This is a genomic window from Amycolatopsis plumensis, from assembly GCF_042652605.1.
GTDB classification, from domain to species: Bacteria; Actinomycetota; Actinomycetes; order Mycobacteriales; family Pseudonocardiaceae; genus Amycolatopsis; species Amycolatopsis plumensis.
The window spans coordinates 1,365,740-1,387,539 of sequence record NZ_JBHSJY010000001.1; the positions used below are offsets into that span (position 1 = coordinate 1,365,740).

The following is a 21,800-nucleotide window of genomic DNA, read 5'->3' on the forward strand; positions in this document are numbered from 1 at the left end:
TCAGGCCAGCGGCCGCAGCACCCGCGACAGCCACTCGGTCGCCGCACGGGAGATCGTCTCCAGGTCCTTGCCGAGGGTGTGGTCGCCGTCGACCAGGACCAGCTCCTGGTGCGGTCCCGGCTTCGGCCGCCCGAAGGGATCCCGCTCGCCCTGGATCACCAGCGTCGGGACCTCGACCGCGTCGAACTCCGGCTGGCGCGTCTTCTCCGGCTTGCCCGGCGGGTGCTCCGGGAACGCCAGGCACAGCACCGCCACCGCCTGCCCGGCCGACGCCGTCCGGCAGGCCACCCGCGCCCCGGACGAGCGGCCGCCGAACACGAACGGCAGGCCGTCGAAGCGCGCCGACAGGTCGTCCGCCACCGTCAGCCACGCCGTGTCCAGCTGGTTCGCCGGGGCCGGCGCGCGGCGGCCCGCCACCCGGTACGGCTGCTCCACCAGGGCCACGTGCACCCCCGCCGCCTGGGCCGCGCGCGTCACCGCCACCAGGTCCTTCGCCCCGAAGCCGCCGCCCGCGCCGTGGCCGAGCATGAGCACCGCTTCGCCCTCCTCGGCGCAGTGCAGGTACACCCGCGCCGGGCCGTAGGCGGTCTCGATCGGGATGGCCGTCATGACTTCGGCGCGTCGAACAAGGCGCCCTCCTGCGCCGGATCGACCCGCTCCAGCAGCTCGGGCCCGTTGTTGCGGACGTTGTTCACCTTGCTCGAGATCGGCCGCAGCTCCAGCGACGCCACGATGTCCTCGGGCGTCGGCACCAGCAGGTCGGTGACGTCTTCGCGGTCCGGGTCCAGCCAGCCGTCCCAGTGCGACTTCGGGACGATCAGCGGCATCCGGTGGTGGACGTCGGTGAGCTGGCCCGCCGCGTCGGTCGTGATGATCGAGAACGTGATCAGCGGCGAGGCCTTGTCGTCGTCCTTCGGCCGCCAGCTCTCCCAGATCCCGCCGAACGCGATCGAGGAACCGTCGGGCGCCGTCATGTAGAACGGCTCCTTCTCCTTGCCCGTGCGGCGCCACTCGTACCAGCCGTCGGCGGGCACCAGGCAGCGGCGCGACACGAGCGCGCGGCGGAACGCGGGCTTCTCGGCGGCCGTTTCGACACGCGTGTTGATCATCCGCGAGCCGACCGACGGGTCCTTGGCCCAGAACGGCACGAGGCCCCACTTCATCATCCGCAGCGAACGTTCGGCGGGCTCGTCCTCGAGCACCTGGCCGTCTTCGTCACGCGGGTGCCGCTGCACGACCGTGACCACGTTCTTCGTCGGCGCCACGTTGTGGTCGGCGCGTGCGTGGCCCTCGGTGAGGTCGATCGCGTCGAACTCCTCGATCAGTTTCGCCGGGTCCTTCGTGGCGGCGTAGCGCCCGCACATGACCAACCTCCTCCTCCGGAAAGAGTCATCGTTACACGCAGGCCAGGGCCCTGGCGAGCGGCGTGGGATCATTCGGGTGGGCACCGGCACACGAGAGGACGACGGGTTTGGCGCGCAACGACTGGAGCAGGCTGGACGAATCCGACGTCCGCGTGCGTCCGGGCAAGGGCAGCCGGCCCCGCAGCAAGCGCCGTCCCGAGCACGCCGACGCCGTCACGGCCATGGTCATCGGCAAGGACCGCGGCCGCTGGACCTGCGCGATCGACGCCGACCCGGCCCGCGTGGTCACCGCGATGCGGGCCCGCGAGCTGGGCCGGACCCCGGTGGTCGTCGGCGACCGGGTCGGCATCGTCGGGGACGTCTCCGGCAAGCCGGACACGCTCGCGCGGATCGTCCGGGTCGACGACCGCACCAGCTCCCTGCTGCGCACGGCCGACGACACCGACCCGTACGAGCGGCTGGTCGTGGCGAACGCCGAACGCCTGCTGATCGTCACCGCCCTGGCCGATCCGCCGCCGCGCACCGGCTTCATCGACCGCTGCCTCGTCGCCTGCTACGCGGGCGGCGTCGAACCGGTCCTGTGCCTCACGAAGGCCGATCTGGCCAGCCCGGACGAGCTCCTGTCGGGGTACGCGGGCCTCGACGTCCCGGCGATCGTGACCCGCTTCGACGAGGAGCCTGAGGGCCTCGCCGACATGCTGAAGGACCGCGTGACGGCCCTGGTCGGCCACTCCGGTGTCGGCAAGTCGACATTGGTCAACCGGATGGTCCCGGACGCCGCACTGGCCACCGGCGTGGTGAGCGCCGTCGGCAAGGGGCGGCACACGTCCGTCGCAGCCGTGGCGCTGCCGCTGCCGGACGGCGGCTGGGTGATCGACACCCCCGGCGTGCGGTCGTTCGGGCTGGCCCACGTCACCGCGGACGACATCGTGGACGCCTTCGAGGAGTTCGCCGAGGCCGCCGAAGAGTGCCCGTCCGGCTGCGGGCACCTGGGTGCGCCCGAGGACCCGGACTGCGCCCTCGACGACGTCGTCACCGAAGAGAAGGCGAGCCCCGAGCGGCTGGCGTCGCTGCGGCGCCTGCTGGCGTCACGGGGTGGCCACGATGTGACCCGCCCCACCGAGTCCTGAGGCAACCGGGAACCGATCGCCGATCGTCACCGTCACATCGGTAACCATTCGCCCGTTCGGGCGATATGCCGAGCGGAAGATCCGATCCTGAGGGGAACTCGATGCGCAAGACCACCCTGATCGCCGCGGGCGCCGCGCTGGTGCTCACGCTGACCGCGTGCAGCGGCAACTCCGCCACCGGCACCGCCGAACCGGCCGCCGCGGGCGGCCAGAGCCAGACCGACGGCCTCGCTTCGCCCTTCACCGACGCGATCAAGCTGGCGTCGGAGGCCAAGCAGGGCACCGAGAAGTCCAAGTCGGCGAAGTTCACCATGGAGGGCTCCGCCGCCGGCCAGACCATGACGGCCAGCGGCGCGATGGCCTTCGACGGCGCGAACACGAAGTTCTCGATGACGAGCACCGCGGCCGGTCAGACCACCGAGATGCGCATGGTCGACAAGGTCATGTACATCAAGCTGCCCGCCGAAGAGCAGAAGCAGATGGGCACGGACAAGCCGTGGGCCAAGATCTCGGCCGACGGCACCGACCCGTTCTCGCAGGCGATCGGCGGCGCGCTATCCAAGTCGGCCGAGCAGAGCGACCCGAGCAAGATGCTCGAGCAGATCTCCAAGACGGGCCGGATCATCTCGTCCGACCAGACCGAGCTGAACGGCCAGAAGGTCAACCACTACAAGGTGGAGCTCGACGTCGCCAAGGCGCTCGACCAGTTCACCGACCAGGTCCCGGCCGCGTCGCGTGACCAGCTCACCGAGAAGCTCAAGGGCAAGGACCTCAAGCTCCCGGCCGAGCTGTGGCTCGACAAGAACAACCTGCCGGTGCAGGTCACCATGGACCAGGGCCCGATGATGCAGGCGCTGGGCGCGCCGGCCGGCGACGCCAAGTTCACGATGAAGTACAGCGACTGGGGCACCCAGGTCGACGTGGCGGCCCCGCCCGCCGACCAGGTCGTCGACTTCGGCGAGCTGATGAAGAAGGCCGGTCGCTGACCCCGGACGACGCTGAGTAGCGGCGGCTCCCCCGAACGAGATCGGGGGAGCCGCTGTGTTTTTGTGGGCGCCATGCGCAAAGCCGCCGTGGTGCTGCTGTTCGCCCTGCTCGCCGGTGCGTGCTCCGACCCGCCCCGCCGTCCGGCGTTCGAAGACGCCCGAGCACTGGCCGACGCCGCAGCGGCGGCCACGACGAGCGGCGGCTCGGCCAAGTTCGGCACGGACGTCGCGGTCGGCGCGGTCCGCTCGAAGGGGCAGGGCCAGGCCCGGTTCGGCGCAGGCGGGACGGCCCAGGTGATGACGACGGACTTCCTCGGCGAGCCTGCGGAGCTGCGGCTGGTGGCCGGGAAGCTGTACGCGAAGGTGCCGGAAGGCTCGCGCGACGAGGTCGGCACCGGCAAGCCGTGGGTGGTGGTCGCGGCGGACGGCACGGACCCGTTTTCCCAGGTCCTCGGCACCGGCTTGACGCAACTGGCGGCGCAGAACGACCCGGCGCACACGCTCGGCGAGATCCGGGCGGCGGGCACGATCGTCGCGGCGGAGCGCACCAGCCTGGGTGGCGTGGCGGCGGAGCACTACCGCGTCGAGCTGGACCTGGCCCGCCTGGGCACCGACCTCCCGGCAGGACTGCCCGCGGACGCGGCCGGCCGGGTGGGCGGCAAGTTCCCGGTGGAGCTGTGGCTGGACGAGGTACACCGGCCGCTGCAGATCGTGCTGGACCTTTCGCCGATCCTGCAGGGCTCGGAGGCGCGGATCACCACGCGGTATTCGGAGTGGGGGGTGCCGGTGGACGTCCAGCCGCCGCCGGCGGGCGAGGTGGGGTAGTCGCCGGTGCCGTGAATGACTCATTCGGGACGTCGGAGGTCAGGAATGAGTCATTCATGACGTTCTGCCCGTGGCTGCACGGCGGCTGCTCGGGCCGCCCCGGTCAGGACAACTCAGAGCAGCTCCAGCAGGAACGGCAGCTCCTGCGGCGCATACCAAGCCAGCTCGTGATCCTCGGCATCCCCCAGCGTGAACTCCGCGTCCGGGTCACCCAGGTCGGCCGCGTCGATCACCGCCGCCGCCGCGGCCACTGCCTCCGCCGCCTCCGGGGCGTCCACGTGGATCGCCGCCACCGCCGACAGCGGAATCGGGCCGCCGATGCGGACCACCGGGGCGTCCAAGTCCGGCCGCAACGTCACCCCCTCGACGTCCGCCGACACCACCACCCGGCGCGGCTCGCCCTTCTCCTCCGCCGCGATCAAGCGCAACGAGGCCCGGGCCGCGTCCAGCAGCGCCGCGTACTCCAGCTCCTCGTCCGACCCGCTCACGTACGCCTCGCGCAACGCGGGCGTCAGCGCGAACGCCGTTCCGCTTCGGGCGCGGAACTCCCCCGATGTCTCGAGGTCGCGAAGCATCGCGATGGTCGCAGGCAGATAGACCCTCACCAGTGCGCACCCTTCAGCTCTTCCAGGGACTCTTCGATCATCCCGGCCACCAGATCCACGTCGAACGCGGCCTTGCGGTCGCCGTTCAGTCCGAAGTAGACGCCGCCGTGGTAGGACGTCACCCCGATCGCCAGCGCCTGGGTGCGCATCAGCGGCATCACCGGGAACATCTCGACCAGTCTGGCCTCTCCCGCGTACATCGGCACCTGGGGACCCGGTGAATTGGTCACCATGACGTTGAAGATGCGCCCGGACAGCGACCCCGCCGCTCGCGCGCCGAGCGAGTGGAGCGTAGCCGGGGCGAAGCCGCCGACCTTGAGCAGGCCGCGCGCCGCCACCGAACGGCCCGAATCGAGGTGCTCGGCCATCGCGTGGCCGATGTGCTGCAGCCGCAGGACCGGGTTCGGCTCGCCGACCGGCAGGTCGACCAGGTACGCCGCCACCTGGTTGCCGACCAGCCCCGGGGTCGAGTACCCGGGCGTCTCGGCGTCGCGGACCGCCAGCGGCACCAGCGCGCGGATCGTCGTGTTCGGCGTCAGCTGCACCTCGCGCGAAAGCAGCCATTCGCGCAGCGCCCCCGCGATGGCCGCGAGGACGACGTCGTTCACCGTGCCGCCGTGCGCCGCGCGGATCTTACGGAAGTCCTCCAGCCGCGTGCGCACGACCGCGAACACGCGGCCGCCCGAGACCCGGACGTTCAGCGGTCCGGATGGCGCCGGGCTCACCAGCGTGCGCAGCGTCGACGCCACCCCGCCGACGGTTTCGGCGAACTTGCCCGCCGCCGCGACCGCGTCGTTCGCCGCCGACCGGACGTTCTCGACCACCTCACCCGGCCGCTGGACGCCCTCGCTGATCGCGTCCAGCACCAGCTGGGTGCGGCTCGGCTCGCGGCGCGGCGTCCAGATGTCCTCGAAGGGCTCGGGCGCGGCCGGCACCGGGTCGAGGATGAGCTGGCCGAGGTCGATCGTGCCGACACCGTCCACAACGGACTGGTGGGTCTTGGTCACCAGCGCCACCCGGTCGCCGGCCAGCCCCTCGATGAAGTAGGCCTCCCAGAGCGGCCGCTCCGGCGCCAGCCGCCGCGACATCAGGCGCGCGACCAGGTCGAACAGCTGGTCGTCACTGCCCGGCTGGGGCAGCGCCGAGCGCCGGACGTGGTAGTTCAGGTCGAAGTCGACGTCGTCCACCCACACCGGCCGCGCCAGGTGACCCGGCACCTCCAGCACGCGCTGCCGGTACCGCGGCAGGTACGCCAGCCGCCCGCCGATGAGGTCGACCAGCTGCGCGTAGCCGAACCCGGAGCGCGGCCGCTCGAAGATCGCCACGCCGCCGACGTGCATCGGGGTCGCGTGGTCCTCGACGTACAGGAACGAGGCGTCCAGCGCGGACAGGCGGTCGGGCATGGGCCGATCCTTACACAATGCGAGACTGCGGGGTGTGGGTGATGAGTCGACTATCTCGCCGAAGGACCGCTTCCTGACCGTGTACGGCCGGAAGCCGGTGCTCGAGGCACTGGCGGACGACGGCCTGCGCGTGGACAAGGTGATCCTCGCCGACACCGCTCGCGGTCCCGGCGCGGCCGAGATCACGCGCGCGGCGAAGGCCGCCGGCGTGCCGGTGCAGCGCGCCAGCGCCCACCGCGTCAAGGTGCTCGCCGGCAACGGCAAGCAGGACCAGGGCGTGCTCGCCGACGTCGTCGCGCCGCGGATGCGAGCGCTTTCCGCGGCGCTGGCCGACCGGCGGCCGCCGTCGCGGGTGCTGCTGCTGGACGGCATCACCACCCCCGCGAACGTCGGGATGATCCTGCGGACGGCGACCGCGGCGGGCCTGGACGGCGTGATCGTGCCCCGGCGGGGCGTCGCGGCGCTCGACCCGCTGGTGGTCAAGGCCTCGGCCGGGGTGGCGTTCCGCGCGCCGGTGCTGCGCTGCGGCTCGGCGGGCGAGGCCGCCGAGATGCTCGCCGAAGCCGGCTACGGCCTCTACGCGCTGGGCGCGTCGGCGCGCACCACGGTGTTCGACGTCGACCTGCCGCAGCGCGCCGCGTTCGTCCTCGGCGGCGAGACGGCCGGGGTCGGGCCGGAGGTCGGCGAGCTCGTCACGGAGTGGCTGTCGATCCCGATGCCCGGTGACGTCGAGTCGCTGAACGTCTCGGCCGCGGCCGCGGTGCTGTCGTTCGAGCTGGTCCGCCGGGGGCGCTGATCCCTCACCCGGCGGCGAACAGCACCGCGAGCTCGTCCAGCGTCTCGCTGACCGACCGGTGGTGCACCCCGACCATGCCCGCCTCGACGGCGCCGCGGATGTTCGCCGCGGAGTCGTCGACGACCGCGCAGCGCGCGGCGGGCAGCCCGAGCCGGTCGGCCGCGATCAGGTAGACCGCCGGATCCGGCTTGGCCACGCCGACCTCCCCGGAGAACACCAGGGCGTCGAAATAGTCGAACATCGTGTTCTTGACCTCGTCCGACGCCCCGGGGGCGTTGGACAGCAGCGCGGTGCGGACGCCGCGCTCGCGTGCGGCCGCCAGGTAGTCGTAGAACCGGCCGGCGTCGGGATCGGTGAGAACCCCCGCGAAATCGACCAATAGCCCTTTCAGCACCCGGCACACCATAGCTGTGGCGACCAACCGTGTCTCGCCGTGCGGGCGGTTTACCGCATCATTCGTGCAAAATCCACGGCTTCGACAGTTCTCCCCCGGATCGTGCGATTCCGGTGTCCTTTTCCCCCGTTCCCGCCTCTAAGCGAATGCCGAGTCAGGGAGGGCAGGAAATGATCGAAGAACATCGGTTGCGACGGCTGATCCACTGCGAGGTGCCGGGCCGGGCGGAGGGGGCGACGTCGAGGGAGCACCACCGCGGCGACCCGCGGTGCCCGGCGCCGCCGCAGCTCGAAGCGGGCGAAGTGGGTCACCTGCTGAACATGCTGCTGGAGGCCTACGACGGCCGCCGGCCGGCGGCGCAGGTCCGCGCCTTGGTCGCTCCGGAGGTGTACGCCGGTCTCACCGGGCCGCGACGGCCACGGCCACGGCACCGGACGCAGACGATCCACACGTGCACCCCGGTACCGGAGGTCGTCGAGGCGTGCGCCCGCGTGGAGGCGGACGGCCGGTCGTTCGCGCTGGCGGCGAGGTTCGTCCGCACCCCGGCGGGCTGGCGGTGCGAGCGGTTCGCGCTGTTGAAACCGCACCAGCCGGCCCACCCGCTCCGGCGGGCGGCATGAAATCGAACAGCGAGAGCCGCTCACCACCGGGCTCACCTCAAGCGCCCCAAGGCGGCCTTCGGTGCGTTAGACGCAACCAAGGCCACATTGGGGCGCTTCCGGCTGGCGGTCGCGTGATCAGTGGTCGTGCTGACCGGCGCTCTTCACCGGGAGGGCCGCCAAGCCGCGCAGCGTCGTCGTCGGGCTCCACTCCGGGTTTCCCGCCGAGGTCAGGTCCGGGCGGCGGCGGGCCAGCTCGCGGAAGGCGATCCGGGCCTCCAGCCTCGCCAGCGGGGCTCCCAGGCAGAAGTGGATGCCCTGGCCGAACGCCAGGTGCCGGCCCGGCTCGCGCGCCGGGTCGAAGGATTCGGGGTCCGGGCCCGTTGCCGGGTCGCGGTTGGCCGCGCCGATCACGACCACCGCCTGACTGCCCTCCGGCACGGCCAGCTCGCCCAGCGTTGTGTCGCGCAGGGCCGTGCGGGCCGTCAGCTGGACGGGTGAGTCGTAGCGCAGCACCTCCTCCACCACGCGCGCCGCGTTCTCGCCCTCCGTGCCCAGCGGCTTGAGGCCGTCCTGGCCGTGCAGCAGCGCCAAGACGCCGTTGCCGATCAGGTTCGTCGTCGTCTCGTGGCCGGCGATCAGCAGCAGCGTGAGCGTCACCAGCAGCTCGCCCTCGCTGAGCACGTCACCCGCGTCCGACACCGCGACCAGCGCCGACAGCAGATCGTCCCCCGGCTCGCGGCGCCGCCGCTCCGCCAGCTCGCGGAAGTAGCCCACGAACGACTGCCGCGCCCTGACCGCCGGTTCGAACGTCTCCGGGCGCTGCAGGAACGGCGGGTCCAGCGCCCGCGCCATCGCGTGCGACCACTCCGCGAAGCGCTCGCGGTCGTCCAGCGGCACGCCGAGGAGCTCGGCGATCACCTCGACCGGCAACGGCTTCGCGAGCGCCGTCATCAGGTCGAACTCGGCCGGGGCACGGTCGATCAGCGCGGCCGCGATCTCCTCGATGCGCGGCGCCAGCTGCTCGACCATGCGCGGGGTGAACGCCTTCGCCACCAGCCGCCGCAGGCGCGTGTGGTCGGGCGGGTTCAGCGACAGGAACGCCCGGACCACGCGTCCCGAGGCGTCGACCGGCTGGTCCGGGAGGCGGTCCGCCGGGTCCAGGTACTCGGGTTCGGGGTGCCCGAACGCCGGGTCGCGCAGCACCTGCGTGGCCTCGGCGAAGCCGCTGACCACGAACATCCGCTCGTCGAGGGCCGCGACCGGCCACCGCTCGCGCCACCGCCGGTACGCCGGGTACGGGTCCGGCCGCCGCTCGGCGGCGAACAACGCGAAGAACTCCTGCGGATCCGCCAACTGCTTCCCCCTCACGAAAAAAACCGGGGTGCGCGCGGACCACCGCACGCACCCCGGCACTCTGCTACATCAGCGACGCGGGCCCTTCTTGCCCTTCTTCTGGGCGTCACGCTGGGCGGCGCGACGGTCCCGGCGGGTACCGCCGGCGCCACCGCCCGCGGCCTGCGCCCCGCCCTCGACGTGCGACTCGACCTCGCCGTCCTCGCCCGGACCGGACAGCATCATGCCCGACGGCTGGCCACCGCCGCCGAGACCCTTGCCGCGCAGCGCGGCCGGGACGGACTCGGTGTCGGTCGTCGGCGGCTGCGGCGGCGCCGGCCGCGCGTGCCGGCCCTCCGAGGGCGCGGCTGCCTGGCCGTTGCCGGTCGGGACGCCCGTCGGCAGCGCCGCGGCCTGCTCGGCCGGCGGGGCCTCGGCCCGCTCGACCTGCAGGTTGAACAGGAAGCCGACGGCCTCCTCCTTCAGCGAGTCGAGCATCGCGCGGAACATGTCGAAGCCCTCGCGCTGGTACTCGATCAGCGGGTCGCGCTGCGCGAGCGCCCGCATGCCGATGCCCTGCTTGAGGTAGTCCATCTCGTAGAGGTGCTCGCGCCACTTGCGGTCGAGGACCGTCAGCATCACCTGGTGCTCCAGGGTCCGCATGCCCTCCGGGCCGACGAGCGCGTTGATCTCCGCTTCCCGCTTGTCGTAGGCGTTGCGGGCGTCCTGGATCAGGGCTTCGCGCAGGGTGCTCTCGTCGAGGTCGCCGTCCTCCATGAGGTCGTCCCACTCGATGCTCACCGGGTACAGCGTCTTCAGCGCCGTCCACAGCTTCTCGTGGTCCCAGTCCTCGGCGTAGCCGTTGGCCGTCGCACCGTCCACATAGGCGTTGACGACGTCGACGAGCATGCCCTCGATCTGGTCGCGCAGGTTCTCGCCGGCCAGCACGCGGTGGCGCTCGGCGTAGATCACCTTGCGCTGCTCGTTCATGACCTCGTCGTACTTGAGGACGTCCTTGCGCTGCTCCATGTTGATCTGCTCGACCTGGGTCTGCGCGCTCTTGATGGCCTTGGAGACCATCTTGTGCTCGATCGGCACGTCGTCGGGCAGCCGCATGGTCGTCATGACGCGCTCGACCATGGTCGCGTTGAAGCGGCGCATGAGCTCGTCACCGAGCGACAGGTAGAAGCGGGACTCGCCCGGGTCGCCCTGGCGGCCGGACCGGCCGCGGAGCTGGTTGTCGATGCGGCGCGACTCGTGGCGCTCGGTGCCCAGGACGTAGAGCCCGCCGGCCTCGCGGACCTCTTCGGCCTCGGCCTTCGACTCCGCCTTGACCTGCTCGAGGACCTCGGGCCAGGCGGCCTCGTACTCCTCGGAGTGCTCCACCGGGTCCAGGCCACGCTCGCGCAGCACCTGGTCGGCGATGAGGTCGGGGTTGCCGCCCAGCACGATGTCGGTACCGCGGCCCGCCATGTTCGTGGCGACCGTGACGGCGCCCTTCTGGCCGGCGCGCGCGACGATCAGCGCCTCGCGGTCGTGGTGCTTCGCGTTCAGCACTTCGTGCGGGACGCTCAGCTTCACCAGCAGCTTCGACAGGTGCTCGGACTTCTCGACGCTCGTCGTGCCGACCAGCACCGGCTGGCCCTTTTCGTGCCGCTCGGCGATGTCCTCGGCGACGGCCTCGAACTTGGCCTGCTCGGTCTTGTAGATCAGGTCCGCCTGGTCGACGCGGATCATCGGCCGGTTCGTCGGGATCGGCACCACACCCAGCTTGTAGGTCTGGTGGAACTCCGCGGCCTCGGTCTCGGCCGTACCGGTCATCCCGGACAGCTTGTCGTAGAGCCGGAAGTAGTTCTGCAGCGTGATCGTGGCGAGGGTCTGGTTCTCGGCCTTGATCTCGACCTTTTCCTTGGCCTCGATCGCCTGGTGCATGCCCTCGTTGTAGCGGCGGCCGTGCAGGATGCGCCCGGTGAACTCGTCGACGATCATGACTTCGCCGTTGCGGACGATGTAGTCCTTGTCGCGGTGGAAGAGTTCCTTCACCTTGAGCGCGTTGTTCAGGTACCCGACCAGCGGGGTGTTCGCGGCCTCGTAGAGGTTCTCGATGCCGAGCTGGTCCTCGACGAACCGGACGCCCTTCTCGGTGACGGCCACGGTGCGCTTCCGGACGTCGACCTCGTAGTGGTACTTCGAGTTGATCAGGTTCGTCTTCTCGACGCGCTCGCGCGACCCCATGGTGGTCGTGTCGATGCCCTGCATCAGCGGGGCCAGGCGCGCGAACTCGACGTACCAGCGCGAGGACTGGTCGGCCGGGCCGGAGATGATCAGCGGCGTACGGGCCTCGTCGATGAGGATCGAGTCGACCTCGTCGACGATGGCGAAGTTGTGCCCGCGCTGCACGCAGTCGTCGAGGCTCCACGCCATGTTGTCGCGCAGGTAGTCGAAGCCGAACTCGTTGTTCGTGCCGTAGGTGATGTCGGCGTTGTACTGGGAGCGCCGCACCTCCGGCTGCTGCTCCGAGAGGATGACGCCGACCTCGAGGCCGAGGAAGCGGTGGATGCGGCCCATCCACTCCGAGTCGCGCTTGGCCAGGTAGTCGTTCGTCGTGACGACGTGGACGCCCTTGCCGGGGATGGCGTTGAGGTAGGCGGGGAGGACGCAGGTCAGCGTCTTGCCCTCGCCGGTCTTCATCTCGGCGACCTGGCCGAGGTGCAGCGCCGCGCCGCCCATCAGCTGGACGTCGAAGTGGCGCTGGCCCAGCACCCGCTTGGCCGCTTCCCGGACGACCGCGAAGGCCTCCGGCAGCAGCTCGTCGAGGGATTCGCCGTCGCCGTTCCGCTTACGGAACTCCTCGGTCTTGGCCCGCAGCTCGGCGTCGGTCAGGTCCTTGACGTCGTCTTCGAGGGTGTTGATGTGATCGGCGATGTTGCGCAGCCGCTTCACCATCTTGCCCTCACCCGCGCGGAGCAGGCGGTTCAGCACCATCCGGTCGACCTCACTAGCTGAATATGAGCGCGCCCAGGCCGGTCCCGGGCAGGTTCTCCCGCGGTGGCGGCCGTGTTCGGCGCCACCTTCCCACCCCCATCGTAGGGAACGGTGGCCGTGGTGTGCACACGCCGTACGTCCTGAGAACCTTATTCAGCCGTCGGCCGGCGCGAATGTCACGGAGGTGGACGGCCTGCGGTCCGTAGCGCCGGCCTGACCAGAATAAGGTTCTGACATGCGGAAGACCCGCACGCGAGCGCGTGCGGGCCCTCCGGCTGACCTCCTTCGAGCCCGGCTCAGCCGAGCCGGATCACGCCGTAGTCGAAGCCTTTCCGCCGGTAGACCACGCTGGGCCGGCCCGCTTCGGAGTCGTTGAAGAGGTAGAAGTCGTGGCCGACCAGCTCCATCTCGTAGAGAGCCTGGTCCACCGTCATCGGTTCCGCGGTGTGCTGCTTCTCGCGAACGACGCGGCCGGGCTGGTGACCCAGGTCGTCGTCGGCCCAGCTCTGCTGCTGCGGCAGGCGGATCTCGTCGGCACTCGCGAAGCCGTTCGCCTGCGGCTCGGGTGCGTCCAACACCGCGGTACGCGCGGCGGGACTGGCTGCGGCCGGGGATCCACCACCCGGCAGCGCCGAGGTCGCTTCGGCGACCGATTCCGGGCGGCTGCGGCCGTAGTGCACGCGCCTCCGGTCGTGTGTCCTCCGCAGCCGGTTTTCCAGCTTGGTGACTGCGGAATCGAGCGCCGCGTAGAAGTCGGCGGCACACGCTTCGGCGCGTACGGCCGGGCCTCGCCCCTTTCCGGTGATTTCGACGCGCTGGCAGCTCTTGGCCTGGCGCCGGTTGGGTTCGTGGAACAGTTCCACGTCGTACCGGATGACTTTCCTGTCGTAGCGCTCGAGGCGGGCCAGCTTTTCGCTGACGAGTGCCCGATAGTGGTCGGGCACCTCCACGTTGCGGCCCTTAACGACGATGTCCATACACGACCTCCCTCGCTGAGATGACTGCGAGCTGTTGTGTTCACACACGGCGCCGGTATTGCGGGGACGTAAGCCCGGATCGCGGGCTGAGAAGGAACTCGGAAACGGTGGACGACGTCTCGTTCCGGTGACCGAGCGCGGACTCAGCGCACCTCCGGCGCCAGGGACATGGGCTCGTCACCTCCCTGCCTGCGGGGATTGCTGATTGCGGAGCACGTTAGCTTCCTCACGCCCGTTACAACAGCCCCCGAGCCGGGGGATGTCAGGGGTTGGGACTCGGTCACCCCGCGCAGTGATCGCGAAGTGGGCACCGCAAAACACCCGCTGGTCGGACGCGGCGCGCGTGCCGTGCTTTCACACGGACGGCGCACCGCTGCCTGCCGGTGGACGCCGAGGGTGACGACCCCGTCCCGCACAGCCGCCACTCCGGTGGAGTGGTGTGGCGGCCGAGTGATCGTGATCGACACCCTCATGCCCGGACAACGGGCGCCGATCCGTTCGCGTTCCCGGTTGCCGTCACTCATGTAGGTGACGGCAGGTTCACCCGGGCGCGAGAAGCGGTTTTTCGGGTGGTTTTTTGCCGGTTGAGCTGGGGCGGGACGGTGTTGGATCGCGGTGAGGCGCGGAACCGGTACCACTGATTTCGCCCGCGTTCTGCGCGCTTCGTGGGGAAGGTCCACAGTGGTTCGCATGGGTGGTCCGTTCGCTCGTTTCAGCCGGCGGCCAGGAGGGTCAGGACGGCGGAGACCGTGAATCCCGCCGCGGTCAGCGCCCGGGTGCAGGCGGCCGCGGTGGCGCCGGTGGTGATCACGTCGTCGAGGACCACGATGGCGGCTCCCGGGGGCGGTCGGCCGGACTCCCGGAATTTCAATCGGCCGGCCAGATTGGCCTGGCGTTGCTCGCGGGTCAGGCCGACGGCGTCGCGGGCTGCGCCGGCCAGTTCCAGTGCCGGGGCGACCGTGGCCTTGATGCCGCGGGCGGCCAGGGTGATTGCGGCCCCGTGGGCGAGGCGCTCGACGTGCGGGCCGCCTCGGACCCGTGCCGCGGAAGGACGGCTCGGGGCCGGGACGAGGCAGATCGGTCGCGTTGAGGTGGCTGCCTGGATCGTGGGTGCGGCTCGCACCGGGGCGGGCACGGGCTCGCTCGGCTGGGCCGGATCGGCACTCGCCGGTGCAGCCTCCTCCAACCTGCCCAGCGAACCCGCCGGAACCGGGGGCACGGCCCGCACCGAGGCCGGAGCGCCACCGGGCCCGTCGGCCGCAGCTCCCTCCGGCGCAAACGGACCCGCCGAAACCCCCACCACCGGCAGCACCACCAACGCCTCCGCGAGCGCCCGCCCAAGCGACGGCGCCAGGTCCCGACGACCGCGCTCCTTGTACGCGATCAGCAACCTCCGCCCCACCCCGCGGTACCGGGCCAGCGCGAACACCCGCACCAACCCCGCCGTCGGCCCGCGCACCACCTCCCGGGCCGCGCCCCACACCTCCGCGCACCGGGCACAACACGGCTCGCCCCGGGCTCCGCACGCGGCGCAGCGGCTGGGGATCAGGAGATCGAGCAGTCTCTTCAGCACACCGACAGTGTCACGACCGGCACCGACAGTTCCGGCCCTCCGGCCGTCACCCACCGGAGTGAAAAAGATCAGCCGGGATAGAAGGGGTCCGCGTCCTTCATCGTGTGGCTGTGCGGGCGCCACACCTCGCCCAGCGCCGACGCCGTCCACAGGCCGTTGGCGTCGGCCACCACGATCTGGTGGTCGGGAGCCGCCGTCACGCCGTGGACCGTCGGGGTCAGGTTGCTGCTGTTGAACGGGTCCAGGCGCTGGCCGTCCGCCGTCACCTTGACCACCGGCCGGGACGACGACTTCGTCGCCACCACCAGGGCGTCCGACGCGACCCAGTCGACGTCGACGACGTCCTCGAGTTCGTGCGGCTGGAGGTGGCGTGGCTCGCGCAGGGCCACCGAGTCGCCGTTGACGACCACCGAGGCCACCCACAGCTCGCCCTTGACCACCGCCGCGACGCGGGCGCCGTCGCGGGAGAACCGGAGCTCCGTGAGATCACCCTGCTGGGTCAGGTCCGTGGCGTTGACGCTCAGCGCCGTCCAGTGGCCGTTCTGGTCGAGCACCATCCGGCCCACCGACAGCCCGTCGACCACCGTCCACAGCTCGCCGGTGCCGGGACGCCACGTCGGGCGGGTCAGCGAACTGCCGCCGAGGGTGGTCGGCGCCAGGTCGCGGCCGAGGTCGCCGATCCGCAGGTGCACACCGTCACCGCCGCGCTCCACCACCGCCAGGCGCTTGCCGTCGATCGACTGGGCCGCGCTCACCACGTCGTACCCGCCGTTACCGGCCGGCCCGGCAACCGGGGCGCCGTCGCTGAGGGACCGGACCCGGCCGCCGACCGTCATCATGCCCAGCAGCTGCGGGCTGATCGACAGCGAAGCGCCGTACGCGGGCAAGTCGTTCTGCCGCCAGTCGGGGTGGTTCGGCACGAGCGGGGCGCCGTCGGCGAGGATGCGGATCCGGGCCGACGTGACGTACTGCAGGGACAGCACGATCTGCGCGGCGATCAGGTTCCGGATGTCGTCGGGCACCCCGGTGAGCCCGGTCAGCGGCACTACCAGCGTCCCGTCGTCGAGGCTCTTGACGTTCGTGTCGATCTCGATCGGCTCGCCGAGCAGGTTCTTCACCGCACCGGCCAGGCTCGTCGACGGTCCGCTGACCAGCAGGTCCATCACCCGGCCCGGCAGCCCGGACTGCGGCTTCGCGACGACGTACCGCCGATCGGGGACGAACGTGGCCGACGACTCCGAGTAGAAGCTCACCGGCACCGGGGTGTAGTTCTCGCTGAAGTCGGACTCGGTCGCGTACAGGTCGGCGGGCGGGTCGACGATCCGCCACTGGTTGTTCGCCTGCTTGCGCACCTTCACCTGCAGCAGCGCCGAGGTGTAGTCCGGCACGAACGCGCTGTTCTGGTACAGCGTGCCGATGTCGATCCCGCGCACGTTGACGACCTGCGTGTTCGGGTCCGGCGGCGGGGCGGTGTCGTAGACCGTGCCGAAGGTGTCCTGGATGATCGTCAGGCTGCGGCTCGGCCGCCAGTTCAGCCGGCTCTGCTCGTCGAGGTAAGCCCGGGCGGCGGCGTTGTTCTGCCCCTGCTTGAGCGTCGCCCCGATGAACGCGCGGACCAGCGACAGCGGGTCGATGTTCAGCGGCGGCTCCGGCACCACGTCACCGGCGCTCTGCCCCTGCCGCTCGCCGGACACGACCTGCGGCTGCGATTCCAGCGGCACGTTCGCGCAGCCCGCGAGCAACGTCAAGCAGAGAACAACGAGCAGAAGCCGTTTCACTGACCAATTCCCTCACGTTCAGCGAAGATCGCCTCCGGCGCCGGCGTCACGTCGATGACCCCGAGCGGCACGTCCGTGGCGAACCGGTCGGGCGGCGGCAGCACCAGCGGCGAGTCACCGGCGGGCACGTCCTGCTGCCGCGGCAGCAGGAGCCGGAAGCAGGCGCCGTTGCCGGGCTCGCCCCACGCGTCGAGCTCGCCGCCGTGCAGGCGCGCGTCCTCCTGGCTGATCGCCAGGCCCAGCCCGGTCCCGCCGGTGCGCCGGTTGCGCGACGGGTCGGCGCGCCAGAACCGGTTGAACACCAAGTCCGCTTCGCCGGGGCGCAGGCCGACGCCGTGGTCCCGGACCGTGATGGCGACGGCGGTTTCGTTCGCCCCGACCGTCAGCACCACCGGCTTGCCCTCGCTGTGGTCGACGGCGTTGGCGAGCAGGTTGCGCAGGATCCGCTCGACGCGCCGGGCGTCGACCTCGGCGATCACCTCTTCCTCGGGCAGCACGAGTTCCACCGAGCTGCCCGCGTTGCCGGCGATCACCCGCACCTGCTCGACCGCGCGGGTGGCGATCGGGCGGACGTCGATGAACTCCGCGGCCAGCTCCTCCACCCCGGCGTCGAGCCTGCTGATCTCCAGCAGGTCGCCGAGCAGCGCTTCGAACCGGTCGAGCTCGTCGACCAGCAGCTCCGTCGACCGCGCGAGCCCGGCCGGGAACTGCTCGCGGGACGCGTGCAGCACGTCCGCGGCCATCCGGACGGTGGTCAGCGGGGTGCGCAGCTCGTGCGAGACGTCGGAGGTGAACCGGCGCTGCAGGCCGCCGAACTCCTCCAGCTGGCGGATCTGGCGCTGGATGCTCGCAGCCATCCCGTTGTAGGACACCGCGAGCTTCGCCAGGTCGTCTTCGCCGAGCACGGCGAGCCGCTGGTCGAGGTCGCCGCCGGCGAACTGCTCGGCCGCCGCGGCGGCCTGCCGGACCGGGCGGACCACCTGCCGCGTCACCAGGTTCGTGATGCCGGCCAGCAGGAGCAGCAGCACGAGCCCGCCGACCAGCAGCGTGTTCTGCACCGTCGAGACCGTGTTCTGCTCGGTCGTCAGCGGGAACAGCAAGTACAGCTGCAGCGGGGTGGACACGGTGCTCAGCGGCGTACCGACGATCAGGTACGTCGTGCGGCCGCCACCGGTGTCGTCGGGGACGGTGTGCTCGAGGAAGCTCATCTGGTCGGCTTCGACGAACTGGCGCAGCCTCGGCGGCACGTTCTCGAACGGGCCCGCGGACGACGGCGGCTTCGCGCCGGGCTGGCCGTTGCCGCCGCTGGCGAGGACCGGGACGAACGTGCCGGCCGCCGACCCGGCCGCGTCCTGGCTGGTCGGCGTGATCGCGATCTTCTTCAGCGCGTTCTGGAGCCGGTTGGTCAGCGCCTCGTCGGTCTCGGAGCCGAGGCCGACGAGCTCGCCGGCGGCCGTCTCCGCCGCCGCGCGGGTCTGCGCGACCGCCGCCGTGCGCTTGGTGTCCAGCAGCCGTTCGGTGATCTGGTTCTGCAGCACCATGCCGAGCACGAAGACCACGGCCGAGGAGAGCGCGAGCGTCGAGACGGTGACGCGGAACTGCAGCGAGTGCTTCCACAGCTCGTTGAACGCGACCGCGCGACGGCGCGCGAAAACGACGACACGCCGCACAAGGCGTGCCGTCGAACGCGCGAACGCGGGGAGCCGTCTTCCGGTCTCGAGGGTCATCGACTCATCACGGCGGGCCGGCCTTGTACCCGACGCCGCGAACGGTCAACACCACCTCGGGGTGCTCCGGGTCCTTCTCCACCTTCGAACGCAGGCGCTGGACGTGCACGTTCACCAGCCGGGTGTCGGCCGCGTGCCGGTAGCCCCACACCTGCTCGAGCAGCACCTCGCGGGTGAACACCTGGCGCGGCTTGCGGGCCAGCGCCACCAGCAGGTCGAACTCCAGCGGGGTCAGCGGGATGGCCTTGCCTTCGCGCGTGACCTCGTGGCCCGGCACGTCGATCGCCAGGTCGCCGATGGTGAGCGACTCCGCGGGCTCGGCCTCGGTGCGGCGCATGCGGGCGCGGACCCGCGCGACCAGCTCCTTCGGCTTGAACGGCTTGACGACGTAGTCGTCGGCGCCGGACTCCAGCCCGAGGACGATGTCGACGGTGTCGCTCTTGGCGGTGAGCATGACGATCGGCACCCCGGACTCGGCGCGGATCGCCTTGCAGACGTCGATCCCGTTCATCCCGGGCAGCATCAGGTCGAGGAGGACGAGGTCGGGCTTCAGCTCACGCAGCGCGGGCAGCGCGCGTGAGCCGTCGGCGACCACCGCCGTGTCGAACCCCTCCCCACGGAGCACGATGGTGAGCATCTCCGCGAGGGCGGGGTCGTCGTCGACCACGAGAACACGTGCCTTCATGTCCACATATTCGCACTAGTTCCGGCGCCCGCACGCACGACCCGCGTGTTTGACCACCAGAAAGATCAAGATCGCCGCCCCCGCCTGCTCCATCCGGGTGCCGGTACCGGCCGCTTTGGACGGTCCGTGGAGGCTGCGCCGGGATTCCGCCGCAGCCTCCACGGACCTGAGAGAAGGGATCAGGGCACCGACTGGCCGGATACCCGGCCATTCGGTGAAAGTTGCGCATAGTGAGACTCTGTGCCTCCTCCGCAACAATCCGGGTTCGAGGACGTCCTCGTCAAGGGATTCGCCCACTCAGCCGATAGGAACCCCCCGAAACGGATACTGTTGCGCCATGCGGAACCAGGACTCGGGCAACGCAACTCAGAGCCAGGTGCAGTCGGTCGACCGGGCCATCAGCGTGCTCGAACTGCTCGCGCGCAACGGCGAAACGGGGATCACCGAGATCGCGGGCGAACTGGGCGTCCACAAGTCGACGGCGTCGCGCCTGCTCAGCGTCCTGGAGACGAGAGGCCTGGTCGAGCAGCTCGGCGAACGCGGGAAGTACGCCATCGGCTTCGGCGTCGTCCGGCTGGCCGGTGCCGCGACCGGCCGGATGGACCTCGCGAAACTGGGCCGGGCCAGCTGCCTGGCCCTGGCCGAGGAACTGGGCGAGACGGTGAACATCGCCATCGCCGACGACGGCGTCGCGATCAACATCAGCCAGGCCCGCGGTTCGGCGGCGATCACCACGCAGAACTGGACGGGCCAGCGGACGCCGCTGCACGCGACCTCGAGCGGCAAGGTCCTCCTGGCCTACATGGGCGAAACCGAGCGCAAGCGGGTGCTGAAGCGGAAGCTCGAGCGGTACACCCCGCGCACGACGGTCGAGCCGGAAGAGCTGCTGGCCGAGCTGGAACGGGTCGTCGAAGACGGTTATGCGGCCTGCTACGAAGAACTCGAACTCGGCATGCACGCCGTCGCCGTGCCGATCCACGGCCCGGGCGGGGAGGTCGTCGCCGCGATGAGCGCTTCCGGGCCGTCGTACCGGCTTTCGAAGCAGCGCGTGAAGCAGATCGTGAAGCCGATGACCGAGGCGGCGGACGAGCTTTCCGCGCAGCTGGGGTACTTCCGCGACTAGGGGTAGAGCCCCGCCATCGCGCGGATCGTCTTTCCCATGTGCGCCACCAGTTCCGCGGGGGCCAGCGCCTGCGCCTCCGCGCCGAGCCGCAGCAGCCCGGCGGCCGCGTGCGGCACGCTTTCCAGCGGGATTTCCGCGCGCTGCCAGCCTTCGGCGTCTTCGGGTTCGAGCGTCCGGGCGACGAGCCGCGCGGCTCGCGGGCCCAGGATGTCCGGCAGGGCCGCGATTCCGGCCGGGGAAAGCCGCACGACGGCGGTCTTCGCTTCTTCGCTGCCTTCGTAGCGTTCGACGTGCGCGCGCCAGAACGCGGGCAGGTCGAAGCCGGCCGGCCGGGTGAACTGCTCGTCGAGCGCGCGGAACTCCTCGATGCTGGCGACGCGGTAGGTGCGCGGCCGCGGCCCGGCGACCAGGTACCAGACCCCGGCCTTGAGGACCAGGCCGAGCGGGTGCAGCCGCCGCGTCACGACACCGGGCGCCGGCGACCAGCGGCGGTAGCGGATCTCCACGACCCGGTCCTGCCACAGCGCTTCCGCGGCCGCGAGCAGCTGCGGCACGGGATCCGCTTCGCGGTACCAGCCGGGCGCGTCGAGGTGAAACCGCTGCCGGATCCGCACCGACGCGTCGCGGTACGGCGTCGGCAGCGCGGCCATCAGCTTGAGCTCGGCGGCGGCCACCTGGGCACCCAGTCCCAGCTCGGCGGCCGGCTGCGGCAGCCCGGTGAGGAACAGGGACCCGGCTTCCCCTTCGGTCAGCCCGGTGAGCCGGGTCCGGTAGCCGTCCATCAGCTGGTAGCCGCCGTTCGGGCCGCCTTCGGCGTAGATCGGGACACCGGACGCGGCGAGCGCTTCGACGTCCCGGTACACCGTCCGCGCGGTCACGCCGAGCTCCGCCGCCAGCCGGGCGGCGCTCATCCTCCCCCGGTTCTGCAGCAACAGCAGCAGGGACACCAGCCGGCTCGCACGCACCCGGCGGAGTTTGCCAGCCGCCACTGACAAAAGGTGTCAGTGGTGGCACCCCAGGATCACCGGCATGAACGACTTCGACTTCTTCATCGGCTCCTGGACCGTGACGAACCGGCGGCTCGCCAAGCCCCTGACCGGCAGCGACGACTGGAGCGTCTTCCCCGGCACGTCGACCTGCTGGTCGCTGTTCGAGGGCGGCGGCAACGTGGACGAGATCGCCTTCCCCACCCTCGGCTTCCGCGGCTGCACGCTCCGGCTCTTCGACGTCGAGCGCGCGGAATGGTCGCTGTACTGGGCCAACAGCCGGACCGGCCTGCTCCAGCCACCGGTCACCGGCCGCTTCGAAGGCGGCCGCGGCGACTTCTACGGCGACGACACGCACGAAGGCGCGCCGATCAAGGTGCACTACGCCTGGACGGGCGTCGAAACGGCCACCCCGCGCTGGGAACAGGAGTTCTCCGCCGACGGCGGCCGGACCTGGGAGGCCAACTGGGTCATGGAGTTCGCCCGCGCTTGACAACGGCGTCGCGCATCACGCACGTTGTTGCCGAAG

At 71.1% G+C, this 21,800-nt stretch carries 20 protein-coding genes; 7 read left to right on the forward strand and 13 right to left on the reverse strand.

From position 1 onward, the window contains the following. Together ACFPLC_RS06145 and ACFPLC_RS06150 are read right to left on the reverse strand one after the other, a co-directional pair. Positions 1-609 (reverse strand): alpha/beta hydrolase family protein, encoded by a 609-nt coding sequence (locus ACFPLC_RS06145; protein ID WP_378188971.1) that lies wholly within the window; start codon positions 607-609, stop codon positions 1-3. Beyond that, positions 606-1,364, reverse strand: a complete 759-nt coding sequence (locus ACFPLC_RS06150; RefSeq protein ID WP_378188972.1) for an SOS response-associated peptidase — start codon at positions 1,362-1,364, stop codon at positions 606-608. Before ACFPLC_RS06150 ends, ACFPLC_RS06145 begins: the two co-directional genes overlap by 4 nt. A gap of 107 nt (positions 1,365-1,471) precedes the next feature. Between ACFPLC_RS06150 and rsgA the strand changes: the two genes are divergently transcribed. From rsgA to ACFPLC_RS06165, 3 genes are all read left to right on the forward strand, one after another. Beyond that, complete coding sequence (gene rsgA / locus ACFPLC_RS06155) at positions 1,472-2,494, forward strand: ribosome small subunit-dependent GTPase A (protein WP_378188973.1); 1,023 nt, start codon at positions 1,472-1,474, stop codon at positions 2,492-2,494. A gap of 101 nt (positions 2,495-2,595) precedes the next feature. Next, complete coding sequence (locus tag ACFPLC_RS06160) at positions 2,596-3,480, forward strand: SCO4651 family lipoprotein (RefSeq protein ID WP_378188974.1); 885 nt, start codon at positions 2,596-2,598, stop codon at positions 3,478-3,480. 72 nt (positions 3,481-3,552) lie between these two features. Further along, positions 3,553-4,305, forward strand: coding sequence for an SCO4651 family lipoprotein (locus tag ACFPLC_RS06165; protein ID WP_378188976.1), 753 nt, complete (start codon positions 3,553-3,555; stop codon positions 4,303-4,305). Positions 4,306-4,418: 113 nt separating this feature from the next. Here the strand turns inward: ACFPLC_RS06165 and ACFPLC_RS06170 are convergent, their stop codons facing one another. Beyond that, entirely contained in the window at positions 4,419-4,910 is a 492-nt protein-coding gene (locus tag ACFPLC_RS06170) for a DUF6912 family protein (protein WP_378188977.1), read from the reverse strand. Continuing rightward, entirely contained in the window at positions 4,907-6,313 is a 1,407-nt protein-coding gene (locus ACFPLC_RS06175; RefSeq protein WP_378188979.1) for a WS/DGAT/MGAT family O-acyltransferase, read from the reverse strand. Before ACFPLC_RS06175 ends, ACFPLC_RS06170 begins: the two co-directional genes overlap by 4 nt. A 34-nt stretch (positions 6,314-6,347) precedes the next feature. Between ACFPLC_RS06175 and ACFPLC_RS06180 the strand changes: the two genes are divergently transcribed. After that, on the forward strand, positions 6,348-7,109 hold the full coding sequence (locus ACFPLC_RS06180) for a TrmH family RNA methyltransferase (protein WP_378188980.1): 762 nt from the start codon (positions 6,348-6,350) through the stop codon (positions 7,107-7,109). Between the two features lie 4 nt (positions 7,110-7,113). On the opposite strand, the gene ACFPLC_RS06185 is transcribed toward ACFPLC_RS06180, so the two are convergent. Next, positions 7,114-7,488, reverse strand: coding sequence for an HAD-IA family hydrolase (locus tag ACFPLC_RS06185; protein ID WP_378189075.1), 375 nt, complete (start codon positions 7,486-7,488; stop codon positions 7,114-7,116). A gap of 185 nt (positions 7,489-7,673) precedes the next feature. Between ACFPLC_RS06185 and ACFPLC_RS06190 the strand changes: the two genes are divergently transcribed. Then, positions 7,674-8,123 (forward strand): Rv3235 family protein, encoded by a 450-nt coding sequence (locus ACFPLC_RS06190; protein ID WP_378188982.1) that lies wholly within the window; start codon positions 7,674-7,676, stop codon positions 8,121-8,123. A 117-nt stretch (positions 8,124-8,240) separates the two neighbouring features. On the opposite strand, the gene ACFPLC_RS06195 is transcribed toward ACFPLC_RS06190, so the two are convergent. The 7 genes from ACFPLC_RS06195 to mtrA all read right to left on the reverse strand — a co-directional run bounded on the left by ACFPLC_RS06195 (position 8,241) and on the right by mtrA (position 19,162). Further along, the gene (locus ACFPLC_RS06195; protein ID WP_378188984.1) at positions 8,241-9,458 is read right to left on the reverse strand and encodes a cytochrome P450; all 1,218 of its coding nucleotides are present in this window, start codon (positions 9,456-9,458) and stop codon (positions 8,241-8,243) included. A gap of 69 nt (positions 9,459-9,527) precedes the next feature. Further along, positions 9,528-12,422, reverse strand: coding sequence for a preprotein translocase subunit SecA (gene secA / locus ACFPLC_RS06200; RefSeq protein WP_378188986.1), 2,895 nt, complete (start codon positions 12,420-12,422; stop codon positions 9,528-9,530). Between the two features lie 296 nt (positions 12,423-12,718). Continuing rightward, entirely contained in the window at positions 12,719-13,399 is a 681-nt protein-coding gene (gene hpf, locus ACFPLC_RS06205) for a ribosome hibernation-promoting factor, HPF/YfiA family (RefSeq protein ID WP_191315205.1), read from the reverse strand. A gap of 712 nt (positions 13,400-14,111) precedes the next feature. Further along, positions 14,112-14,972: a ComF family protein gene (locus tag ACFPLC_RS06210; RefSeq protein WP_378188987.1), complete on the reverse strand. Its 861-nt coding sequence runs from the start codon at positions 14,970-14,972 to the stop codon at positions 14,112-14,114. Between the two features lie 68 nt (positions 14,973-15,040). After that, entirely contained in the window at positions 15,041-16,750 is a 1,710-nt protein-coding gene (locus ACFPLC_RS06215) for an LpqB family beta-propeller domain-containing protein (protein WP_378188989.1), read from the reverse strand. Continuing rightward, entirely contained in the window at positions 16,747-18,477 is a 1,731-nt protein-coding gene (gene mtrB / locus ACFPLC_RS06220) for an MtrAB system histidine kinase MtrB (RefSeq protein WP_378188990.1), read from the reverse strand. Before mtrB ends, ACFPLC_RS06215 begins: the two co-directional genes overlap by 4 nt. 7 nt (positions 18,478-18,484) lie before the next feature. Continuing rightward, complete coding sequence (mtrA, locus tag ACFPLC_RS06225; RefSeq protein WP_005150760.1) at positions 18,485-19,162, reverse strand: MtrAB system response regulator MtrA; 678 nt, start codon at positions 19,160-19,162, stop codon at positions 18,485-18,487. 337 nt (positions 19,163-19,499) lie between these two features. On the opposite strand from mtrA, the gene ACFPLC_RS06230 reads away from it, so the two are divergent. After that, on the forward strand, positions 19,500-20,285 hold the full coding sequence (locus tag ACFPLC_RS06230) for an IclR family transcriptional regulator (protein ID WP_378188992.1): 786 nt from the start codon (positions 19,500-19,502) through the stop codon (positions 20,283-20,285). On the opposite strand, the gene ACFPLC_RS06235 is transcribed toward ACFPLC_RS06230, so the two are convergent. Beyond that, the gene (locus tag ACFPLC_RS06235; protein WP_378188993.1) at positions 20,282-21,250 is read right to left on the reverse strand and encodes a helix-turn-helix transcriptional regulator; all 969 of its coding nucleotides are present in this window, start codon (positions 21,248-21,250) and stop codon (positions 20,282-20,284) included. The genes ACFPLC_RS06230 and ACFPLC_RS06235 overlap by 4 nt on opposite strands. A 64-nt stretch (positions 21,251-21,314) precedes the next feature. On the opposite strand from ACFPLC_RS06235, the gene ACFPLC_RS06240 reads away from it, so the two are divergent. Further along, complete coding sequence (locus ACFPLC_RS06240) at positions 21,315-21,764, forward strand: hypothetical protein (protein ID WP_378188994.1); 450 nt, start codon at positions 21,315-21,317, stop codon at positions 21,762-21,764. The last annotated feature ends 36 nt before the right edge of the window (positions 21,765-21,800 follow it).